The following is a 20,849-nucleotide window of genomic DNA, read 5'->3' as shown; positions in this document are numbered from 1 at the left end:
CTGCGCCTCGGTGAACCGGCTTTTCCTCATGTCGTCTGCTCCTTCAGGTTGGGCAGACTCTACATCAGAGCGAGGGAACTTCCGGGGGGCAGGTCTCCCTCACCTAGCATTTTTTGTATGTGGGGTTTTATGTGGGGTGTGTTACCAGAATCTAAAAAATGTGATGATTATCAATGGGTAGTGGCGGAGGGGAAGGGACCAGGATCGAACGTTCTCCACCCTAAACCATTGTTTTCCTTTATAATCGATATGTGCGTCGCGCTTTGTCCGTCATTGATCGCGCGCCCGCCGAAGTCGCATCCGTTCAAAGCGAACTCTGAACACTTGGTGATCTTCTCGGACTCAATGCGCGTGGGGATTCTGCCCGGGCGCCACCGCGAGGTGATGGGCTTGGTGATGCATGCCGCCAATGAACCCTAGTGTTCCAAACCTAACGCTCAGTTCCCGTCGTGGAAGCAATAAGGTCGCTCAATCGCGCAGCTTGGACGGAAATCACAGCCTGACGATAGGGAAGTGACTGTCGGGTGCGGAACACTAGCGCCCTGCCAAAGCAGCGCTTCCTGTCCGCGTTAGCCGATGAGCCGGCGCTGGCGGAAAGCTGGTCCGCGCTGCTGGCGCACAGTGTTAAGGCGGCGCGGGCTAGGTCGGAGATCCGGTCGCTGCCGCGCGTCGCGGACCGTCTCGATGCCTGGCTCGGATAAGGGAACGCCCTGCCGGAACGGGGCAGCTGGCAGGAGGTGGCGGCGGAACTGGGCGTCACGCGCGAAGCGCTCTATTGCGAGTTGGCGCGTCGCCGCGCGGCAAGCCCCGGGGCCTGAGCACCGGCCAATTGCCCCGAGGCCAACCCCGACGCCGCCTCCTACCCTTGCGTCGCACAGATCGGTCGCCCGTCGGCGGTTCTGAGCGGCAGGAGCGTCGTCTCGACCGGCCCCTCATGACGGTACCAGTAACACCCGTCGCGCGGCAGCAGGCGCGCGGTAGCGACGTCCTGATAAGGTGCCGCAAGGGCAATGACCTCCTCGGGAACAGCTTGAGGCTGCGTGTCCCCTCCCCTGCCGGCTGTAGTACATCCGCCCAGGATAGCGGGTATTGCGAAACCGATAATGAATGTTCGTTGCAAACCGCTTCCTCTCGCGTGTCGTCATGCCGGGTTTGACTAGACGCGCACCCCGGCGTTCAGCTATGCGACGTGACATGGTTCGCCGACGGATGCAGGTAGGCGGTCACGCCGGTTTCAACCTGCGGGTAGAGCGCGTTGATATGAGCCATCACCATGCGCACGCAGCCAGAACTGGCCCGCCCGCCGATCGAACGCGGATGAGGCGAGCCGTGGATGCGCAGATAGGTGTCACGGGCACCGACGTAAAGATAGAACGCGCGCGATCCGAGCGGGTTGTCAGGGCCGGGCTCCATGCCGTCGGCGACATCCGCGTACAACTCCGGGTCACGTTCGATCATGGCGCGCGTCGGGGTCCAGTGTGGCCACCGGACCTTGCGACGGATCGTGTAGGTGCCGGGCTCGTAAAGGTTGCCGCGGGCGATGGCCACGCCATAGCGCATGGCCGTCCCGCCCTCCTCGACGTGATAGAGGTAGCGGGCGATGGCATCAACGTGAATGTCCCCCGGAACAAGCCCGGCGCGCGCCTCGACCCGTTGCGGAAGGAAGCGCGGGTCGAGGCCCCAGGGGTTGGATGTCTGCAGGTCGAAGAAGGGCGGCGTCACCTCGGCATCCCACGCGGCTTTCTGCGCCTCGTCCGGCCAGGTATCGGCCAGAAGCGGCCCCGAAACGGGCGGCGAAAACAGGGCGGATGCGGTCACGATGAAATGGCGCCGCGTCAGGCCCTTCTTTCCAGTCGCATTCATTGTTCCGGTTCCCGTGCATCAGAGACAAGCGGTCGCAACTGGTCCGCATCCACGACACCGGGAACAAGGGCGTCGCCAACCACGAAAGATGGCGTAGCCGTGATGCCGACGGCCTGCGCCAGCCGCATCGATGTCTGGATGTGCGCGTCGATCTCCTGTGCATCCATGTCGCGGCGTAACTGCTGGATTTCGAGACCGATTTCTTCTGCAATCCGAAGGACGGAGGTTTCCTCTGCGCGGCCGTTCATGCCCATCATCACCCAGTGGAATTTCTCGTAGAGGCTCTTTTCGCGCGACGCCAGCGCGGCACGGGCGGCAAACACCGACCCCTCGCCAAGTATCGGCCATTCGCGATAGACAAGGCGAACATTCGGATCGGCCGCGAGCAGGGCCTCGATCTCGGGCTTGGCAAGACGGCAATAGGGGCAATTGTAGTCGAAGAATTCCACAACCGTGACATCGCCCTCAGGGTTGCCCAAGACCGGCGCATTGGGATCGAGTTCCAGCGTTTCGCGTTCCTCATCGAGCACCTCAGCCTGCGACGCCGCCTGTGCTTCGGCCTGCCTGGCCTCGAAGATCGCGACGGCCTCCATGACGATCTCCGGGTTTTCGCGGATGGTCTCGAGGACCAGCTCGCGCACCCTGTCCTCGGACAGGTCCTGGGCTGCCGCCTGCAGGGGCAGCGCCAGCGAAAGTGCCACCACGATCCTTGTAATGATTTTTTTTCTCATGTCAGTTCCCTTCTTTCGCCAGATCGGCGGCAGTGCGTTCGGCCTGCACGGCGCCGGCGCGCTCGGGCCATGTCGACTGGATGTAGGCGAGGATGTTCCAGATCTCGCGATCCGTCAGGACATCGCCGAATGCGGGCATGCCGCTGTCGAACTCCACCCCTTGCAGCGCCAGGGCTTCCCGTCCACCGAGCTTCGTGTATTGAAACAGGACCCGGTCGGGATGGTGCCAGGTGTGCCCGGTTTCATCGTGGGGCGGCGCGGGCAGGCGACCATCCGCATCGGGCGTTCGCCAATCCTGCTGGCCTTCGAGGTCGGCACCGTGGCAGGCGGCGCAGCTCCGGGCATAAAGCGTCTCTCCTTGCGCGATATCCACCGTGGCCGGCATCTCCGGCATGGTGGTGTCCATGGCGGCCTGTGGCGCGTCACGCAATGTCAGCCATGCCCCGGCCCCTGCAAGGCCAAGCACCACCGGCGCGGCGATCATCACCCACGCCTTCATGTCACCCGCACCCATGTCATCATGCCGCTTTCCGCATGGCTGAGCATGTGGCAGTGAAACAGCCAGTCGCCCGGATTGTCCGCGACGAAGCCGATCTCGCGCGTCTCTTGCGCGCCCACGAGGAGCGTGTCGCGCATCGGTCCGACGGGTCTGCCGTCGCGGATTTCGCGGAAATGCATCCCGTGAAGGTGCATGGCGTGGGGAAAGACGGTCTCGTTGACGATCTCCAGCCGCACCGGCTCGCCAAGGGAAAGATCGGCCAGCGGGCTCTGTGTCATCTCGGCCATCTCGTTGAAGGCCCAGAACCGCCCTCGCGCCGCGAGTTCGCGAAAGCCCATGCGCTCTCCGCCGAGGAAGGCGCTGTCCATCCGGCCCATGGCGCCGCCCGACATAACGAGCCGCAATGGTCGCGCATCGGCCAGCGACCGGATGCCCTCGCCGGAATTTGGCGGCAGCGCCGCTGGTGCTGAGCGCGGCGTCTGCGCGGCGCTGCCCGACACGGGGAACGCCACCTGCGAGGCCGGCCGGTCGTCATTGCCGATCCGCACGAGATGGACTGTCTCGCCCGCCTCGGCCACCACATCGACGATCAGGTCGGCGCGTTGCGCCGGGGCGAGGACGAGAACGTCCTCCAGAGGTTCAGGCACGGCAAGTGGCATGCCGTCGAGCGCGACCGTCCAGCCCCGAAAACCGGCAAGCTGCAACGGAAAGATCCGCGCGTTCGACGCGTTGATGAGCCGCAGGCGCATTCGGCTGTGCCGCGCGACCGGGATGGACAGGTCGAAAAGTCCGTTGGTGGTGATCAGGTTCCCGATCCGGCCACCATGGCTCATCCTCATGGGCTGGTCGAAGCTTTCGTCGATCAGCGCCGTTTCGGGATCGAGCAGCCAATCGTCGAGCACGAGGGTCTGCTCGCGATCCACCTCGGGCGGCTCGGCCTCTTCCACGATCAGCGGCCCGTGCAGGCCGCGGGCGACCTGCACCCAGGACCGATTATGCGCGTGGTACCAGTAGGTTCCGGCATCGGGCGCCACGAAATCATAGTCGAAGGTTTCGCCCGGCGCGACGTCCTCTTGCGTCAGGCCCGAGACACCGTCCATCGCGTTGTCGATGCGGATCCCATGCCAGTGGACCGAGGTCGGCTCGGGCAGGTCGTTTACCAGCCGCCGCCGCACCCTGTCGCCCTGGAGCACCCGGATGGCCGGGCCGGGCGCACGCCCCTCGTACCCCCAGATGGATGTGGCCGGATAGCCGCCGGGGGCGAGCTGCACCGAGGCCTCTCGCGCCGTCAGGGTCGCGGGCGCGTGAGAGGCGGCAGACACTTGCCGACCGNCTGCACCGAGGCCTCTCGCGCCGTCAGGGTCGCGGGCGCGTGAGAGGCGGCAGACACTTGCCGACCGCTCGCTGCAAGACCGAGAACGGCGGCGGTTTGTCCGAGGAAGGCGCGTCGAGTCGGCATGGTCAGGATCTCCCGGAAAGTGTCGGGCGGGCGATGATCTCGCCCGCCACCAGTCATTCGGGCATCAGTGGCCCTGACCCATCCTGAAACCACCGACCATCCCGGCCTCGCGGTGTCCGGGCACATTGCAGGCGAAGCCGATCTCGCCGCCTTCAGGGAACGTCCAGATGACCTCGCCCGTATCCCCCGGCTCCAGCAGGACGCTGTTGGCATCGTCATGCATCATCCCGGCCTCCATCATCCGGTCATGATGGATGCTGCGCGCGCTCATCATGCCTTCGCGCATCATCGTCTGCATTTCGCCAAGGTGGCCATTCCAGGTTTTGCTCGTCCCGATGTTGAATTCGTGGACAACGCGGCCGACGTTCACCACTTCGAAGCGGATCGTCTCTCCGGGTTCTACCTCGATGGTCTCCGGGCTGTATTTCATCTCGTCCATTTCGACCGTGATGGTGCGGTCGACTTGCGCGGCGTCGCCAGGCTCGCCGATGCCGTCGCCATGGCCGGGGCTGGCAACCGCGATGGAGGCAGTAAGGCTGGCCGCGAGGGCGGTGCCGGTCAGAAGTGTCTTGATCATGTCTTGGTCTCTCATGTCTGGGGGTATTTCAGGGAATTCGATCGTGACACGGCCCGAGGTCGCGGAGGCGGAAGATCGACGGGCGCATTTCTCCCGCGTATTGTCGTTTTCGAGAGCGGCCTGCGCGCAGACTGGTAGCCGCTTGCCCCGAATGATGGCCGGGTCAACAGAATGACAGCCGAAGAGCAAGTCGGGTCGGAATGGCAGGAGCGGTCCAGCGTGTCGTCAAGGGCCGAGTGCCCGGCACTCGCACCATGGCTGTCCGCGACCACGGCGCTCTCGGAATGCGCATCCGGCGTGTCGGCAAGGCCGGGCGTCGGCGTGGCGAGGCCGGCAAGCGCGATCATGAGCATCGCGACAAGACCGCCGCGCGCGGCGAGAAAGGACAGCACCCGCATCAATTGATCCCGTTCTCGCGCTGTACCTCGCGGACATAGCGCACGATGTACTGAACGTCGGCGCGGGTCAGACCCTCGACCGGGGGCATGTTGCCGAAGGGCCAGTGATGCGCGCGCACGCCCGTCCGCACCGCCAGTTGAAAGGCTTCGTCGGAATGATGGCTCGGCTCGTAAATGCGGTGGATCAGCGGTGGCGCGACGCCATCCTGACCGGCTGCGTCGGCGCCGTGGCATTCAGCGCATTTGGCCTCGAAGGCGCGCTTTCCGATCGTCGCCTCGGGCGACAGCTGCGCGGAAAGTCGAACCTCGACGATTGGCGCGCCCTGTGCTGGCTCGTCCATCGACGTTGGGTCCTGGTGGACAATGGCGTCCTCCGGTTGCATGAATTGCCAGATCGCCAAGCCAAGCCCGGCAACAAGTACGACTCCGACCAGACGCCCGCGTGTGTTCATGTCCCCATCTCCTATCGTACCTTTGATCGGCTCGTCTCCGAGGCGCTCTCCGAGCGGACCGCGAAGCTTCCAGATCACGCGCCAATTCAGACCTTTACTACCGCCTCGCGACGGCCTTGCCACCTGATAAGCCCGTGTTTTTTGTATCCGAATGTATCTTTGACCTATGCGCGGCAGAGGCACCTATCGCTCGGTTGGTTGGGCCAGACGGTGAGAAAGCTGAACGGGAAACACGAAACCGTCTTTTACGCGGAACGGGCATGAATCTCGACATGCTGGCCTGTTGTGCCGCGATGCTTGTCCCGCTTGACGCCTTTCTTGCAGCGGGCAGAACGCTCTGCGGACTTGCAAGCAATCCTGGGATGAAGGCTCTGTCGTGAGCGGCAGACGCAACCAGCTCGGTCGACGCCCACCGCTGGAAAACCTCGGAAGGGCTATTTTTCCAGCACCTTGCGCCGGCGGTCGAACTCTTCCTCGTCGATCTCGCCCGCGGCAAAGCGTTCGCGCAGGATCTCGAGCGCATCGCGCTTTCCGCGATTGCCGCCGCCCTGATTGTCAGTGAACCATTTCACGGCAAAAACGATCAGGGCGATGACGACACCCCAGAACAGGATCATCATCAGCCCGCCGAACATTCCGTGTCCGCCACCCCACATCATGTGACCATATCCTTCCTGCCAGTTGTCCCCGGGACTCGCGGCGGCCAGTGAGGGCGCCGCAAGACCGATGATTGTCCAGATTGCCGTTCGTCTCATTTTCAGGTCTCCTTATGCTTTGTCTGGTCGTTGTTTGGTGCGTCCTCCGACAGCGGGATGAAGATCGAAGCCTTCAACCCGCCTTCGGCCCGGTTTTCGAGCCGGATGTCTCCGCCGTGTCCGCGCACGATCGCCCGCGCGATGGCAAGGCCCAGCCCGTGCCCCCCGGTTTCGAGCGACCGGGAAGCTTCCAGCCGGTGAAACGGCGCGAAGACCTCTTCGAGCTCTTCATCGGGGATTCCGGGGCCATGATCGGTGATCTCGATCACCAGATCGTCGCCCGCACGGTGCCAGCCGACCGTCGCGCTGCCCCCGTAGCGGGAGGCGTTCTCGACCAGGTTGCGAAGGGCCCTGCGCAGGGCGAGTGGGCGAATGCGCACCGTCATCGCCGGGCCACCGGTCAGCTTGAACGGCGTGGCCTTGTCACCTGCCATTGCACCGAGCCAGTCGGACACGTCGACGACCTCCGAGGGTTCGTGGCCCGCCAGTCCTTCGGCGAAAGTTAGCGTGGCCTCGGCCATGGCCTGCATCTCGTCGATGGAGGCGATCAGGCTCTCGCGGGTCTCCTCGTCCTCGACGAGTTCGGCATCGAAGCGCATCGCCGTGAGGGGTGATCGCAGATCATGGCTGACCGCGGCGAGAATGCGGGTGCGATCCGCGACAAAGCGGGTCAGCCGTTCCTGCATGCGATTGAACGCGCGGGTGAGGTCGCGCACCTCTGCGGGGCCGGCGACCGGCAGCGGCTCACCTGCGTCGCCGCGCCCCAGGTCCTCGGCGGCGTGCGACAGATCCCGCAAGGGCCCGGTCAGACGGGTCATCACGAACCAGAATGCCACGACCAGAATCAACGCGGCCGTCAGTCCGAATGTCAGGAAGGAGGAAAGGGGCCATTGCAACGGCGGGCGTTCGAACCGCGTGGCGACGTTCAGCCATTGGCCACCGGACAGCGCGATGGACAGGGTCATCTCGACCGCCTGCATCCGGCCACGCATCATTTCCTGATGCATCCGGGCCATTTGCGGGGACAGGTTCGGAATCGGATGGAGAGGGACGGCGGTTTCCCTGAGGTTGACACGGATGTCGCGACTAAAGCCGTCACCGAGCAAGGCCCGGACGCGCGTTTCGATGTATTCTGCGTGATGATGGTCAGGCGCGGTGACGCTCGGGGCGGGCGCAAGGTCAAAACGCACGAGCGGCGAATTCGCCGCCCGCACGATAGACGCGGAAAGATCGGGCGGCGCTTCTTCCAGCAGGCGCACGACGTTGACGGCGCGCCCCGCGGCCTCGAAGCCGAGGGCTGCGCGGACGGCCAGGCTGCGCTCGTCCGCGAAGAGCCACAGGCTCACCGCCTGCGCGATAGCCAAGGCCCCGAGGATGAGGATCACGAGCTGCGCGCGCAGGCTTCCCATCCGCGGCCGGGTCACGCGATCACCTCGACTTCCGCGTTCAGACTGTAGCCGTGGCTTCGAACGGTGGTGATGAGCGTCGGGCGGAACGGATCCGCCTCGATCTTGCGCCGCAGCCGGCTGATCTGGTTGTCGATCGCGCGGTCGAGCGGGCCCGCCGGCCGCCCCGCCGTGAGATCGAGAAGCTGCTCGCGGCTCAGAACCATGCGCGGACGCGCCAGAAGGACAGTCAACAGCCGAAAATCCGCCGTCGTCAGCTGCACGCGATTGCCGTCCCGGTCGGTTAGGACATGGGAATCGGTATCGAGCGTCAGCCCGCCGAACCGCAGGAGGCGGCCTGAAAGCGTGCCGGCCTCGCTCCTCTCCTCGGGTGCGCGGCGCAGGACCGCCTTGATCCGTGCGAGAAGCTCGCGCGGGTTGAACGGTTTCGGCAGGTAGTCGTCTGCGCCGATCTCGAGACCCACGATCCGGTCCTGATCCTGCCCGAGCGCCGTGAGCATGATGATGGGAAGCCTTTTCTCGGCCGACAGGCGCTTGCAGATCGAAAGCCCGTCCTCGCCCGGCATCATGACGTCGAGCACCATCAGGTCGAAGTGACCCTTCCCGAGCTTCTCGTCCATGTCCCGGGCATCCTTCGCCGCCGTCGCCCGCATGCCGTTGCGCTCGAGGAACCGCGTGACCGAGTCCCGTATCTGACGGTGATCGTCAACGACCAGGATATGCGGCAAGCTGTTCATCCTTATCATTTGGCAGGGTGGCGACGCTGGGTCAGCACCGAGATTGTAACGCTTTGTATCAGGCACCCGCGTTGCGACGAACGGATACGAAATCGGAAATGACGCAGCCTTGGCGTTCTTTATTACTTTCCCATGTTGGATATGCGTTTCACACAAGAAAGGATAGAGACATGAAAACCAGAGCGAAACTCGCGGCGGCTACCGCCATTCTGATGTCCCTGGGCGGGGCCGCGCTGGCCGCGGGCGATCATGGCCATGGTGGACAAGGTGCCCCTGGATCGCAGGGTCCGGGTGCCGGCAATCATGACATGATGCAGATGATGATGCGGATGCATGCGCAGATGATGGGGGGCAGCGAGCCCATGGGCCGCATGGGAATGATGGGGGCCGGCGGCCCCATGTCGGACATGGCCATGATGGGCGGCGGCGCGTCTTTCATGGGTTTGGCTATGGAGCGGTTCGAGGCCGATGGCACGCCGACTCCACAGGAGGCCCATGAACGACTGCAGGCGTTGCTGGCGGAATATGACATCGATGGAGACAAAGCCCTGTCGCTCGCCGAATTCGAAACCCTCCACAGCGCGCTCATTCGCGAAACCATGGTGGACCGCTTCCAATTCCTCGACGATGATGGCGACGGCGCGGTGACGGTAGAAGAGGTCGTCAAGCCGGCTGACATGATGGAGCGCATGGAGACGATGCGCGACGGAATGATGCCCGGACCGAACGGTGGCATGCAGGGCAACGGCAGCATGATGGGGACACCCGGCCAGGGTCGGATGGGCAACGACTGAGCCCACCTTTCCGCTACCTCTTGCCCGGTTCCCCAACAAGCGTCGCCGGGCCTCAGCCATGAAAGGACAGACAAAATGGCATACACACATGATCGCCTGATGGCGGAAGCCGATATCGACGCCGCCGAGGCCCGCGTGCGCGCGGCGCTCACCGAGGCAGGCTTCGGCGTTCTGACCGAGATCGACGTCAAGGCCACGATGAAGAAGAAGATCGACAAGGACATGGATGGCTACAAGATCCTCGGCGCCTGCAATCCGGGCATGGCCTGGGAAGCCATGGGCTTCGAGCCGCGGATCGGTGCAATGCTGCCCTGCAACGTGATACTGCGCTCTGTCGAAGGCGGCACCGAGGTGAGTGCCATCGATCCGGTCGCATCGATGCAGGCGGTGGATAATGCCGAGCTGCACAAGGTCGCCGGGCAGGTCCGCGACATGCTGGTCCGCGCCGTGGATGCAGCCTGAAGGAGGAGCGCGATGAAACCGGTTCCGGGTCGGCGCGTCTTCGTTCTGGGGCTGGCGGCCTCGCCGATCGTCCTCGCCAGTTCTCCGCTCCAGGCGCAGTCTCGAACCATCTGGTCGTCCGGCGAAGCCCATGACGCCCTTCTTGCAGACCGTGCCCGCATGATCGACATCCGGTCGCGCCAGGAATGGCTGGAAACCGGCGTCGGCGCCGGAATCTGGCCGATCAGCATGCACGAGGACCGTTTCCCCGATCGCCTGTTCGCGGCGAAGGTGCTCGCCGGCTCCCGTGGCGTCGGCCTGATCTGCGCGACTGGGGGGCGTTCGGCGGCCCTGCTTCGTGCGCTCCGGCATGCTGGCTACGAGGGCTACGTGGACATTTCCGAGGGAATGCTCGGATCTCGCCGCGGCCCGGGCTGGCTTGCCGCGGGGCTGCCCGTAGTTCCGCTAGGCGCCGCGCTTGCCTCCATGCCGGAGGAACTCCACTGAGATGCCCGAAGGCAGCTACAGGACAGCGTCACGTTTCCGGTTTGCCGGCAAGGTCACCGCCGGGATCGCAAGCCTTTTGCTGGTTCTGGGCCTTCTTGCCTGGGCCGCAGGATGGTGGTCGTTCGACCTGGACCGAGCCGCGATCGAGGCTTTGGTAGCAAAAGCCGGGCCGTGGGGGCCGCTTGCGGTGGTCGCGCTGATGACGACGGCCGTCGTCGCGAGCCCCGTTCCGAGCGCTCCCATCGCTTTGGCCTCAGGTGCGGCCTACGGCCACTATGCCGGCACCGTTTATGTCGCCCTGGGAGCCGAGATTGGCGCGCTTGTCGCCTTCCTCATAGCCCGCGGGCTGGGGCGCGGGCCTGTCGAGCGCCTTCTTGGCGACAAGGCCGATTACGGCCTGCTTGGCTCGCAGAACGCGCTGACGCTCACGGTTTTCGTGAGCCGCCTTCTGCCCTTCGTCTCTTTCGACGCGATGAGCTATGCCGCAGGTCTCAGCCGACTCCACTTCTGGCGGTTCGCTCTTGCGACGATGGCCGGCATCCTGCCCGCGAGCTTCGTGCTCGCGCATTTCGGCAGCGCGGTGTCGGAGGGCGCGTTCAGCGGCGCGGAATGGATCGTGCTCGGGCTGGGACTGATAACCGGCCTTCCTCTCCTGCTCCTTGCGCTTCGGCGCGGTGCTGCTTCGAAAAAGAACTACCAGAACAAGAGCGCAATGGAGCCCGGTCGAACATGAGTTTCGAGGACAAGAAGAACAGCCTTAGCCTGCCCCACGCGACGGCGATCGGACCGGGCCGGATGATCGGCGCCGGTGAGAATGGGGCGATCGGCCCATTGCACCTTGACCTTCCAACCTCTGGAATCCCGACATTGATACTCTGTGCCTGAAAAGAGATACCCTATGTCCGACCACGCCCATCACCACCACATCGCGCCCGAACCTGGCGCAAAGACCGCGACGGACCCTGTCTGCGGCATGCAGGTCGAGAGGCGAGAGGACGCGCGAACGCGCGACTATGGCGGCGAGACCTTCTACTTCTGTTCGGATGGCTGCCGGGAAAAGTTCGACGCCGATCCGTACTTCTACGCCTCGGGCAACGCCGAAATGACCAGCAAGCAGTCCCCGCCCGGCACGCAATATACCTGCCCGATGCACCCCGAGGTCGTCCGCGACGAACCCGGAAGCTGTCCGATCTGCGGCATGGCGCTGGAACCGATGACGCCATCGGACGAGCCGAACGAGGAACTGACGGATTTCACCCGGCGCATGTGGGTCAGCGCGGCCGCGGCCGTTCCGCTGATGATCATCACCATGGGCGAACTGGTTGGACTTCCGGTGCGCGCCTGGCTTGGCCATAAACTCTCGGTCTATGTCGAATTCGTCCTCGCCACGCCGATCATTCTCTGGGCAGCGCAACCGTTCTTCAAGCGTGGCTGGGAGTCGATCCGCAACGTCTCTCCCAACATGTGGACGCTGATCGCGCTCGGCGTGGGTGCGGCCTATCTCTATTCGCTCGTCGCCACCTTCGCGCCGGGGGTGTTTCCGGACCAGTACCGCATGGGCGACGGCGTCGGCACCTATTACGAGGCCGCGGTGGTCATCATCGCGCTGGTCTTCGTGGGGCAGGTTCTGGAACTGCGCGCGCGCGAGCGCACCGGCGACGCGATCCGCGCGCTTCTCGACCTCGCGCCCAAGACCGCGCGCCGCATCCTGCCGGACGGCACGGAATACGACGCCCCGCTGGAGAACATCGTCGAGGGCGACATGCTGCGCGTCCGCCCCGGCGACAGCGTGCCGGTGGACGGCGAGGTGGTCGAGGGCCGGTCGTCACTGGACGAGAGCATGATCACCGGCGAGCCGGTGCCGATCGAGAAGGTCGAGGGCGACCGCGTGACCGGCGGCACGATCAACAAGAACGGCACCCTCTCGATCCGCGCGACCGGGGTCGGATCCGACACGGTCCTTGCGCAGATCGTCGACATGGTGGCCGGCGCGCGCCGCTCGCGTGCGCCGATCCAGGGGCTCGCCGACCGGGTGGCGGCGGTGTTCGTGCCGAGCGTCGTCACCGTTGCCGTCACGGCCTTTGTCGTCTGGCTCTCGTTCGGGCCCGATCCGGCGCTGGCCTACGCCATCGCCGCGGCGGTGTCGGTGCTGATCATCGCCTGCCCCTGCGCGCTCGGGCTTGCCACGCCGATCTCGATCACCACCGCCGCGGGTCGCGGCGCGCAGGCGGGTGTGCTGATCAAGGATGCCGAGGCGCTGGAACGGATGGCCCGCGTCGATACCGTGATCGTCGACAAGACCGGCACGTTGACGGAAGGCAAACCAAAGCTGACCGATGTCGTGGCGCAAGACGGGTTCGACGAGGACCAGGTCCTGTCCCTCGCCGCCGCGCTGGAACGCGGATCGGAGCATCCGTTGGCCGAGGCGATCATCGAGGGCGCACGCGCTCGGGATCTCGAACCGGGCCGCGCCGAAGAGTTCGATGCCGTCACCGGCAAGGGCGTGCGCGGCGTGGTCGATGGGCGCAGGGTCGCGCTCGGCAATCACGCGATGATGAAGGAACTTGGCATTGTAACAAACGCCTCCGACGAGACGGCCGACACACTGCGAGCCGAAGGCAAGACGGCGATGTACGTCGCCATCGAAGGGACCATCGCCGGGATCGTCGCCGTGGCCGACCCGATCAAGGAAAGCACCGCAGACGCAATCCGCGACCTGCACGCGCTTGGCCTGACCATCATCATGGCGACTGGCGACAACCAGCGGACGGCCGAGGCCGTTGCGCGGCAACTGGGCATCGACGAGGTGCGCGCCGGCGTTCTGCCCGAGGACAAGCAGAAGCTGGTCGAGGAGCTGCACGCGAAGGGCGCGTCGGTGGCGATGGCCGGCGACGGCGTGAACGATGCCCCGGCGCTGGCGGCGGCGGATGTGGGCATCGCCATGAGCACGGGCGCCGACGTCGCCGTGGAAAGCGCCGGCATCACGCTGATGCGCGGCGACCTGGTGGGCCTGGTGCGGGCGCGCAAGCTGGCCGTGGCGACGCTGCGCAACATACGCCAGAACCTGTTCTTCGCCTTCGCCTATAACGCGGCGGGTGTGCCGATCGCGGCGGGCATCCTCTATCCGGTCATCGGACTGCTGCTGTCACCGATGATTGCGGCGGCGGCGATGAGCCTGTCTTCGGTCTCCGTCATTTCGAACGCGCTGCGGCTGCGGCGGATAAAGCTCTGAGCGAGAGGACGCCGCCATGGCCAGTGCACATCACGGACACATGCCGTCGAGCGGGCGCGGGATGGCAATCTCCGCCTGGCTGACAGGGGTCTATTTCGTCATCGAGATGGGCATCGGCCTCTGGACCGGGTCGATCGCGGTCATATCGGATGCGTTGCACACCTTCTCCGCGGTCGGCGGCGTGCTGCTGGCGATCATCGCTGCACGCCTGGCCCGGCGCCCCGCCGACGCGGATCGCAGCTTCGGCTGGTATCGGGCCGAGATCATCGGTGCGCTGGTCAATGGCGGCTTCCTGCTTGCCATGGCGCTGGTCGTGATCGTGATGGCGGCCATGCGCCTGTCGGACCCGATCGACCTGCCCACCGGCCCGATGCTGCTGGCCGCCGCCGGCGGGTTGATGACCGAGGTCATATCGCTGGGGCTGATCTGGAAGCAAAGCAAGAGCGACCTCAACGTGAAAGGGGCGCTCTGGCACATAATCCAGACCTTCGTCGGCAGCCTTCTGATCATCGTGACCGCATTGGTGATCAAGTTCACGGGCTTCCTGCTCATCGACCCGATCCTCGGCATGGCGTTCGGCTTCGTGCTGAGCTGGGCAAGCTGGGGAATCTTGCGCGACTCGATCCACCTGCTGATGGAAGGCACGCCGGACGATATCAGCCTCGATGACGTCACGCGGGCGCTTGAGGACCTCGACGGAGTGGCGGATGCCCATCACGTCCATGCATGGGCGCTGACCAGCGGCAAATACGTCTTTTCGGCTCATCTGCGCGTTCAGGATCATCACGACCCGCAAGAACTGCTGAAGAGAGCCCATGCCATGCTGCGTGATCACTTCGGGTTCTTCTTCGTGACTTTGCAGATGGAGGATCGCTGCCTCGACGAAAGCGGCGCCGAGGCGATCGATATCACCCGTGGCGGTGGGGATCGCTGATGCCGGTCGTCCTGCTGCTTGCCCTGATCACTGTCTCGGAGGCCACGATCGGCGTCTTCGTCAAGCTGACCGGGGATGTGATCCCGATCCAGACGCTGAACTTCTACGCGCTCATCTTTGCCGCCGCCTTCCTTGCACTGGCCATCCCGCAGACCACCGGACGACCTCTGCGGTTTCCCCGTGGCAACGTGAAGGACACGGTCATTATCGGGGCGCTCATCGCCGCCCAGATCAGCGTCTTCAACTATGCGATGACACTCGTGCCGATCGCCAACGCCGTCGTGTTCTGGAGCGTGGCGCCGTTCTTCGTCTTCATCTTCTCGGCGATATTCCTCGGCGAGCCAGCGAAGAAAAGCTACGTCCTGATCTTCGGGGTGGCGCTGGTGGGCGTCGTGCTGGCAAGGCCGCTCGGGGACGGCGACTGGTTCGGCAATCTCGTCGCGCTCAGCACCGGGGCGATCTACGCCGCGATGGTCACCTACATGCGACACGAGGGACGCGAGGAGACAGGAAACGACATCTTCTGGTCGATGGCGACCGGGGCGTTGCTGCTGTCGCCCGCGCTGGTTCTGGCCGGTCCGGGCGAGATCGACAAGTTCAATGCCTATCCAGCGCTGGGCCTGTCGCTGCCGGTGATGCTTTGGGCGGCCTGCCTCGGCGTCGTCTCGACGGGGTTCGCCTATTTCGGCATCTCGCTGGTGCTCAAGCGGATCAACGCGAACGTCTATTCCCTGGTCGATATCATTGTCTCGCCGATCGTGGCAGCAACCTTGGGTTATCTCGTTTTTGGCGAAATTCCCGCGCGCAGCATGATCTTCGGAGGCGGAATCCTGCTGTTCTCCGGCTTCTGGCTGACGCGCGAAATGAACCGCGGCAAGGAAAATGCGGCGGTGCATGCGTGCCAGTCTGCGTGACAACACGGGGCAACCAGACCTGGCGGTTAAAAAACGTCGATCGGTCCAGCCCGCTACGGGAACGCGATCAGAAGTCGTTTCCGGCGGACACATATGAAGTTTCCCGCTTCAGCCGACCTTGACGCCCCAGAACGATGTCTGGTCGGCGGCGAAGTAGCCGTCCGCGGCCCGGAAGTTGCCCTGCAGATCGACGGTGTCGCCGACGGTGAGCACGGCCATCGTCTGCAGCCAGAGCGCCGTCGCCTCCGAAACATGCGCGCCGCTGATCTCGCCGAACGAGCCGCGGACCTCGGTCGTGCCGTTCAGCACGAGCCGCCCGGACATCCGCGCGGACGTGCTGGCTCAATCGGCGCACGCCCGCGCCTGCTCCCGCAGCACCGCATAATCGGCCAGCCACTCCAGGATCGCTGCGCCTTCCGGCAGCGCCGCCACCTCGTCGGCCACGCGCGCCTGCTCGGCCCGGCTGTACTCTACCACCGGCGGACACGCGCTGGGCGGGGCATCAAAACCCACCCCCGCGCAACCGCTCAAGAAGAGCGTCACGATCACGAGGGCGGCGCGCGGCCGCCTCCAGCATCTGTCGTTGAACGGCATCGGTGTGCTCCAGATTTTGCAGCCGCTCGGCGGCGCGGCCCGCGCGCTCACCGCTGCGACGGAGGTTGCACAGAAAGAGGATGACGGCGAGCGCGACGAGAGCCATGCCTGCCGCCCGCCGTGCCCACGGTCGAGCCAAGACCCCGGTCAGCAAGCTGCCCCACATCACCGCCGGCCCTTGCGCCAGTCATCGAGCCGCGCCCAGACCGCGACGCCGATCCCCGCGAACGCCAGCGCGATGAAGACCCATCGCAGGGTGTCGAGATAGGGCACCAGCGGCAGGACTGCGCCCTGCGTCTCGGCCAGCACCTCCTGTGCGACCTCGACCCCGGCGGCGCCTGCAGTGGCAACCCCGGCCGCCCCGGTGCCCTTGAGCGTCCGGCTTTCGGCCAGCTTTTCGCGCGCGGGCGGCGTCTCGGGCGCGAAGGGTGTCGCCCTCGGCGGGAACGGCGCGCCCCAGGACCGGGCCGGCCCCAGATCGACATGCATGAAGTTCGAGCGCGGATAAGTGCCAAACCCCAGAAACCCCACCTCGCGCGCCGCCACCGCGAAGGTCTCCGGATCATGATTGGCCATGGAGATATCGAACGCCGTGCCCTCCATGTGTTTCGAGCGCGTCGCCCCGCCCACGGCGCGGTTGTGCCCGGGCGAGCGATAGGCCGAATTGACGATCAGCGGCTTGCCCAGCCGGTCGCGCAGCGCCTGCAGGGTGTCGAGCGCTTCGGGGTGGAGCTTCAGCTCGCCCGTACCGCGGCAGGCGATCTCGGCGGGCGAGAAGTCGGGCCAGCGCCAGAGACGCTCGGGTACCTCGCGGAAATGGCGATAGGTCTGGACGGTGTCAGGCATGGTGGTCTCCTTGGGGGTAACGGGCATGCGGAAGCGGCCTCCGCCCGGATGAGCGGTGGGGTGGACGTGTTGATCTCGGGATGCGATCTGTGCGCCCGGCAAGTGCGCGTTGCGCGGCGAAAAAACCTGCGCGTGCTACGCCAGACGCGCGATCAGTCCTCGCGTCCCCGCTGGAAGGCGGCGAACATCAGGTTGCGCATGTCGTGTATGTCGCGCTCGATGCGTTCGAGCCGGTCGTGATCGACGCGCCGGTCCTCGTCGCGGCGCTTTTCGATGCGCAGGCGCTCGGCGTCGAGCTCCTGTTCGAGCTTGTGTAGCAGCGCCTCGTTGGTGAAGGCTTTGCGCGTGACCGCGACGGCCAACCCGCCGATGAAGGTGAACCAGACGCCGATCGCGGCCGCAACGCCATGATCCCGGAATGCCTGGATGATTTGGTCGGTGAAGCTCTCGCGCTCGGGCATCCCGCCTCCCTGTGCTGATGCTTATGATGGGTCCCGCGGGCGTTGGTGGAGTCCCCAGACACCGGGCCGGCCGGGTCAGGCAGCCCTCTCATCCCATCCCGGCGCGGTTGCGCGCCACCGCGTGGATGTGGTCGCGCGTCGCGCTGTCCAACGCCCCGGGAAAGAGCATCACCTGATTGGCGTGCCCCGACAGCCCGAGCGCATTGATCCCGGCCGACAGCTCGATCACATCCTCGACGAACGTGTCGTCCGGCCGGTAGATCATCCGCGTCCAGGTTCCGGCCTGCGCCTGCGGAATGGTGACGCCGAGATCCGACCCGGCGCCGAATGTCAGAAACGGCATGACGGTGCCCGCGCGATAAACCGGCCGGTCCGTGAACCGGACCATGTCGCCCGAGAGGTCCGAGATATCCCGAACAAGCGCATGGCCCGACGCCTGCCGGATGGCGGAGGTCGTGTCTGTTGCCAGACCCGCGACCAGGAACGCCGTAGACTTTCGAACTGGAGATTTGCCTTCCGTTGCCAGACCCTCAACTACATGCGCCGTGGCCTTGCGAACGCCCGATCTGCCTTCGGTCTCCAGACCCGCCACCACGAACGCCGTGGATTTGCGAAGCGTGACCTCCCCGGTCACGCGAGCGCCTCGAGGCCGAACTGCGTCGCGTCGATCCCGACCGCCGTCCATGCGGCGCCGGTTGCCGGGTTCACGTCCCAGAAGAACCGGACAGCGCCGAGCGCATCCCCGATCTCGACGGGCGCTCCCAGCAGCGCGGCATCCGCCCGGCCGTCGAAACGCTGAACCGGAGAGGCCCCGCTCGTGAACGCGGCCGCGACAAGCGAGACCCCGACAATGGTGGTGTCGGCGGGCAGTGCGGGCATGCCGGCAAGAGTGAACAGATGCGCCTGCCCGACAGTGTCCGAGACCATCGCGTCCGCAACCTCGGCGAATTCGATGGTCGAGATGCCGGCGACCGCGCCCGCGAACTGCGCGGGTGTGCCGTCGGAGACCAGAGGCAGCGTGTGCAGCCTGAAGCCGAGCGTCGGAACATCCGCGACGATCAGCTCGGCCCATGGCATATTGTAGAAATCATTGGTCCGGTCAGAGCAGCCCTCAACGCGCACGGAGGCCACGACCTCCGATGTTCCCGGCTTGAGGACGCCCTCATGCACGAATTGCAGCACCCCGTCGACATAGGCCAGAAAGACCCCGTCGGGATCGCCGATCTTCACATACATGTCGATGCTGGCCGCGCCGAAGACCGGGAAAGCGGCCTCGACGCCGGCATGCGTGCGCAACCAGAATGTGTCGTCGGCCTGCGATCCGGAGGCCGGGTTCCAGAGACCGCAGATCACGTTGCCGTCGCCATCCTCGAGCCCGAGGATCCAGGACGGCCCGTCATGCGCGCCGCTGCTGGCCCGCGGCAGAATGCGGCTGTGCAGCCAGACGCCATTGGTCGGCGTGAAGCCGAGACGCGCGCGCGCCGGGTAGAGTACCGCGTTGCCCACGCGCGAATTGGGGCCGCTTTCCGTCAGGTCGGTGTATCTGATGAGCGCCGAGAGCGCAGGCAGCTCGGTGAAGCCGTCGAACTCGCTGGTTGCGGCAAGAATGGTCATTCCAGGGTCTCCCTTTGGTTTACGGCCACCCCGACAGGGTCGCCATCAGTGACATTTCCGGAGGGCTGCCCGCGCCATTGCGCCAGGGAGCCGGCATCATTGGCGTCGATCCATGCCCCCGCGAACTGCTGGACGTTCACATCAGGCGCATCGCCGGACAAGAACAGGGCGGTGAAGAGCAGCGGCATCAGATCACCGCGCCGCGCAGGGTGACGGCCAGGCCCGCAACAGATGCCTCGGCCGGGGCGGCAAACGAGGATGCGACGAACCGCACGACCGATCCGGCGTCGATCGTCACCGGATCCGGCGAGGTGGTCGTGAACGTGACCAGGCCAGTGGTGGAGACATTGATGGTGCCGACGGTGAGCCCGTCGACCGTGACATCCACCGACCAGGCGGCGTCGGGCGGCACGTCGACATGCCCGGCCGCGCCTGCAAGATCCGCCGGCAGACGCACATCGCGCGGTATCACCACCTTTCCGATGACCTCGCCCGGGCCGGGTGTGGCCATGGACACGGCGCCGAAATCGTAGATCTCGCGCGCGGTGGGCTGAACACCACCGCCGGAGAGATAGAGGGTCCGCTGATCGCCCGGGTCGACGGTCGTCGCGTCGCCACCACCGGCCCGCGTGATGACCGCGACGGCGTCCGCGTCATTGCGCACCACCAAAAGCCGCGGCACATCGGCGAGCTCCAGCGTGAACCCGGCCCCCGGCGCACCGCCAAGCACCAGCCGCACATGACGCTGGAGATCGGCCGCCGTCACGGCGATGGTGCCGCCCGCGGAACAATCGATCACTGCAGTGGCGGTCAGGGCCAGATCGAGCGCGTCAGTTGCATCGTTGATCGTGACTTCTTTCTGGTTCTGGGCGGCCGCCACATGGGGGACTTCGAGGTTCGGGCTGGGCATCAGGCAATCTCCAGTGTGACGGCGCGTGGAAAGCCACGGCCAACCACGTCGCTCATCTGGTAAATGACGACCGACAGGTCTGTCGGCGTGGATCCAAGATCGGCTGCAATGTCGGCGCTGGCGTAAGTCACCGCCGGGCCGGGGGCGGTGAGCGTCCGCAGCACTGTGCCGCCCGGCCCATCGAGGATGTCCACCTCGTAGGCCTCATAGGCCTCGCCGAGCGGCACGGTGCCGGTGCCGTCCTTCCACTCCCCGCCGATGCGGGTGCGGCGGATCCAGGACAGGGTTATGTCGTCCGGCGTGCCGCTGCGCGTCGCCGTCACGCTCACCGGCGCGTAGGGCTTGAGATCGCGGCCCGCATGGCTTTGCGTCACGGTCTCGGCCTCCTCGAAGAGCGCGCCGAAGCCGACCGCCCGCCAGGCGCGCGGCAGGCCGAGATCGCCGAGCGCGATCGCCAGTGTCTCGACATCGTCGGGATCGAGCAGGACGAACACCTCGCCGGTCTCGTGCCCCTCCACGAAGACATCCGTGCCCCGTCGGCCCCGCAAAAGCCCGGACAGGGTGTGGGAGCCGTCCGCGTTCAGCGTCACGTCACGGAACTGGATGATCTCGGGGGCGCCGTCCACCTTGAGGACGAGGGCCGCGTTGGCGCCGCCGAGCATCGCGTCCTGCGTGACGCTCTCCAGCCGGTCGCCGCCGGTGGTCATGAACACCGTGAGGCTGTT

Annotated in this window: 27 protein-coding genes; 8 read left to right on the top strand and 19 right to left on the bottom strand. The window is 65.6% G+C overall.

Going from position 1 to position 20,849, the window contains the following annotated elements; all coding sequences use genetic code 11:
- Window positions 1-859 precede the first annotated feature (859 nt).
- The 10 genes from V8324_RS18040 to V8324_RS17995 all read right to left on the bottom strand — a co-directional run bounded on the left by V8324_RS18040 (window position 860) and on the right by V8324_RS17995 (window position 8,877).
- Window positions 860-1,081 (bottom strand): hypothetical protein, encoded by a 222-nt coding sequence (locus V8324_RS18040; protein ID WP_336421305.1) that lies wholly within the window; start codon window positions 1,079-1,081, stop codon window positions 860-862.
- 95 nt (window positions 1,082-1,176) lie between these two features.
- Entirely contained in the window at window positions 1,177-1,863 is a 687-nt protein-coding gene (locus tag V8324_RS18035; protein WP_336421303.1) for a L,D-transpeptidase, read from the bottom strand.
- Entirely contained in the window at window positions 1,860-2,594 is a 735-nt protein-coding gene (locus tag V8324_RS18030) for a DsbA family protein (RefSeq protein WP_336421302.1), read from the bottom strand. The genes V8324_RS18035 and V8324_RS18030 overlap by 4 nt, the downstream gene beginning before the upstream one ends.
- A gap of 1 nt (window position 2,595) precedes the next feature.
- Window positions 2,596-3,000: a c-type cytochrome gene (locus V8324_RS18025; RefSeq protein WP_336421304.1), complete on the bottom strand. Its 405-nt coding sequence runs from the start codon at window positions 2,998-3,000 to the stop codon at window positions 2,596-2,598.
- 89 nt (window positions 3,001-3,089) lie between these two features.
- A complete protein-coding gene (locus tag V8324_RS18020) occupies window positions 3,090-4,415 on the bottom strand; it encodes a multicopper oxidase family protein (protein ID WP_336421301.1) in 1,326 nt (441 codons plus the stop codon).
- A gap of 201 nt (window positions 4,416-4,616) precedes the next feature.
- The gene (locus V8324_RS18015) at window positions 4,617-5,318 is read right to left on the bottom strand and encodes a cupredoxin domain-containing protein (protein WP_336421300.1); all 702 of its coding nucleotides are present in this window, start codon (window positions 5,316-5,318) and stop codon (window positions 4,617-4,619) included.
- A 208-nt stretch (window positions 5,319-5,526) separates the two neighbouring features.
- The gene (locus V8324_RS18010) at window positions 5,527-5,910 is read right to left on the bottom strand and encodes a c-type cytochrome (protein WP_442970573.1); all 384 of its coding nucleotides are present in this window, start codon (window positions 5,908-5,910) and stop codon (window positions 5,527-5,529) included.
- A gap of 503 nt (window positions 5,911-6,413) precedes the next feature.
- Window positions 6,414-6,734 carry an SHOCT domain-containing protein gene (locus tag V8324_RS18005; protein WP_336421298.1) on the bottom strand — a complete coding sequence of 107 codons (321 nt, stop codon included), beginning with the start codon at window positions 6,732-6,734 and terminating at the stop codon, window positions 6,414-6,416.
- A gap of 2 nt (window positions 6,735-6,736) precedes the next feature.
- A complete protein-coding gene (locus tag V8324_RS18000; protein WP_336421297.1) occupies window positions 6,737-8,143 on the bottom strand; it encodes an ATP-binding protein in 1,407 nt (468 codons plus the stop codon).
- Window positions 8,144-8,154: 11 nt separating this feature from the next.
- The gene (locus V8324_RS17995) at window positions 8,155-8,877 is read right to left on the bottom strand and encodes a response regulator (RefSeq protein ID WP_336421296.1); all 723 of its coding nucleotides are present in this window, start codon (window positions 8,875-8,877) and stop codon (window positions 8,155-8,157) included.
- 170 nt (window positions 8,878-9,047) lie between these two features.
- Here V8324_RS17995 and V8324_RS17990 point away from each other — a divergent pair, with 170 nt between their 5' ends.
- From V8324_RS17990 to V8324_RS17955, 8 genes are all read left to right on the top strand, one after another.
- Window positions 9,048-9,671 carry a calcium-binding protein gene (locus tag V8324_RS17990; protein ID WP_336421295.1) on the top strand — a complete coding sequence of 208 codons (624 nt, stop codon included), beginning with the start codon at window positions 9,048-9,050 and terminating at the stop codon, window positions 9,669-9,671.
- A 75-nt stretch (window positions 9,672-9,746) separates the two neighbouring features.
- The gene (locus V8324_RS17985; protein ID WP_336421294.1) at window positions 9,747-10,133 is read left to right on the top strand and encodes a DUF302 domain-containing protein; all 387 of its coding nucleotides are present in this window, start codon (window positions 9,747-9,749) and stop codon (window positions 10,131-10,133) included.
- A 12-nt stretch (window positions 10,134-10,145) separates the two neighbouring features.
- On the top strand, window positions 10,146-10,619 hold the full coding sequence (locus tag V8324_RS17980) for a rhodanese-like domain-containing protein (RefSeq protein WP_336421293.1): 474 nt from the start codon (window positions 10,146-10,148) through the stop codon (window positions 10,617-10,619).
- Between the two features lies 1 nt (window position 10,620).
- Window positions 10,621-11,352 carry a TVP38/TMEM64 family protein gene (locus tag V8324_RS17975; protein ID WP_336421292.1) on the top strand — a complete coding sequence of 244 codons (732 nt, stop codon included), beginning with the start codon at window positions 10,621-10,623 and terminating at the stop codon, window positions 11,350-11,352.
- Window positions 11,349-11,504 carry a hypothetical protein gene (locus tag V8324_RS17970; protein WP_336421291.1) on the top strand — a complete coding sequence of 52 codons (156 nt, stop codon included), beginning with the start codon at window positions 11,349-11,351 and terminating at the stop codon, window positions 11,502-11,504. The genes V8324_RS17975 and V8324_RS17970 overlap by 4 nt, the downstream gene beginning before the upstream one ends.
- 13 nt (window positions 11,505-11,517) lie before the next feature.
- On the top strand, window positions 11,518-13,851 hold the full coding sequence (locus V8324_RS17965; RefSeq protein WP_336421290.1) for a heavy metal translocating P-type ATPase: 2,334 nt from the start codon (window positions 11,518-11,520) through the stop codon (window positions 13,849-13,851).
- Window positions 13,852-13,867: 16 nt separating this feature from the next.
- Complete coding sequence (locus tag V8324_RS17960) at window positions 13,868-14,785, top strand: cation diffusion facilitator family transporter (RefSeq protein ID WP_336421289.1); 918 nt, start codon at window positions 13,868-13,870, stop codon at window positions 14,783-14,785.
- A complete protein-coding gene (locus V8324_RS17955; protein ID WP_336421288.1) occupies window positions 14,785-15,699 on the top strand; it encodes a DMT family transporter in 915 nt (304 codons plus the stop codon). Before V8324_RS17960 ends, V8324_RS17955 begins: the two co-directional genes overlap by 1 nt.
- Before the next feature lie 108 nt (window positions 15,700-15,807).
- Here the strand turns inward: V8324_RS17955 and V8324_RS17950 are convergent, their stop codons facing one another.
- The 9 genes from V8324_RS17950 to V8324_RS17910 form a co-directional block, all read right to left on the bottom strand.
- The gene (locus V8324_RS17950; RefSeq protein WP_336421287.1) at window positions 15,808-16,023 is read right to left on the bottom strand and encodes a hypothetical protein; all 216 of its coding nucleotides are present in this window, start codon (window positions 16,021-16,023) and stop codon (window positions 15,808-15,810) included.
- 178 nt (window positions 16,024-16,201) lie between these two features.
- Window positions 16,202-16,399, bottom strand: a complete 198-nt coding sequence (locus V8324_RS17945) for a hypothetical protein (RefSeq protein ID WP_336421286.1) — start codon at window positions 16,397-16,399, stop codon at window positions 16,202-16,204.
- 59 nt (window positions 16,400-16,458) lie between these two features.
- The gene (locus V8324_RS17940; protein ID WP_336421285.1) at window positions 16,459-17,139 is read right to left on the bottom strand and encodes a YcbK family protein; all 681 of its coding nucleotides are present in this window, start codon (window positions 17,137-17,139) and stop codon (window positions 16,459-16,461) included.
- Window positions 17,140-17,291: 152 nt separating this feature from the next.
- Window positions 17,292-17,600, bottom strand: coding sequence for a hypothetical protein (locus tag V8324_RS17935; RefSeq protein ID WP_336421284.1), 309 nt, complete (start codon window positions 17,598-17,600; stop codon window positions 17,292-17,294).
- A gap of 88 nt (window positions 17,601-17,688) precedes the next feature.
- A complete protein-coding gene (locus V8324_RS17930; RefSeq protein WP_336421283.1) occupies window positions 17,689-18,234 on the bottom strand; it encodes a hypothetical protein in 546 nt (181 codons plus the stop codon).
- Window positions 18,231-19,214: a hypothetical protein gene (locus V8324_RS17925; RefSeq protein WP_336421282.1), complete on the bottom strand. Its 984-nt coding sequence runs from the start codon at window positions 19,212-19,214 to the stop codon at window positions 18,231-18,233. Before V8324_RS17925 ends, V8324_RS17930 begins: the two co-directional genes overlap by 4 nt.
- Window positions 19,211-19,402 carry a hypothetical protein gene (locus V8324_RS17920; protein WP_336421281.1) on the bottom strand — a complete coding sequence of 64 codons (192 nt, stop codon included), beginning with the start codon at window positions 19,400-19,402 and terminating at the stop codon, window positions 19,211-19,213. The genes V8324_RS17925 and V8324_RS17920 overlap by 4 nt, the downstream gene beginning before the upstream one ends.
- Window positions 19,402-20,124: a hypothetical protein gene (locus tag V8324_RS17915; protein ID WP_336421280.1), complete on the bottom strand. Its 723-nt coding sequence runs from the start codon at window positions 20,122-20,124 to the stop codon at window positions 19,402-19,404. The genes V8324_RS17920 and V8324_RS17915 overlap by 1 nt, the downstream gene beginning before the upstream one ends.
- Window positions 20,124-20,849 (bottom strand): GTA baseplate fiber-binding domain-containing protein (locus V8324_RS17910; protein WP_442970570.1); only part of this gene is annotated, 726 nt, incomplete at its 5' end. The genes V8324_RS17915 and V8324_RS17910, both read right to left, overlap by 1 nt.

The organism is Roseovarius sp. D22-M7, from assembly GCF_037083785.1.
Taxonomy (GTDB): Bacteria; Pseudomonadota; Alphaproteobacteria; order Rhodobacterales; family Rhodobacteraceae; genus Roseovarius.
Note: the sequence above shows the minus strand (reverse complement) of the source record. Positions and strands in the feature narration are given on the sequence as shown.